Consider the following 203-nt stretch of genomic DNA (forward strand, 5'->3'; position numbering starts at 1 on the left):
ACCCACCTTTGCGCGTCCATCCCGTGCCCCAGTTCCCCGCGGCTGACAAGGTGGCGGAGATGCGCCAGCGCCTCGCTGAGGCCGAAGCCGGTCTGATCGAGCGGCAGAGGCCGGAACAGGACCTCCAGCGTCTCCATCACCGTGCGCGGCTCGATGCAAAAGTCCATGAGCCGTTCCAGCCGCTCGTCGTGATGCGCCTTGAG

Annotated in this window: 1 pseudogene; it reads right to left on the reverse strand. The window is 67.0% G+C overall.

Annotated features, from left to right (window positions below):
* A pseudogene (locus tag V5F77_RS29430) lies at positions 1 to 203 on the reverse strand (MBL fold metallo-hydrolase); the annotation flags it as partial.

The sequence above is a fragment of the Roseixanthobacter psychrophilus genome, from assembly GCF_043195195.1.
Lineage (GTDB): Bacteria > Pseudomonadota > Alphaproteobacteria > Rhizobiales > Xanthobacteraceae > NCEH01.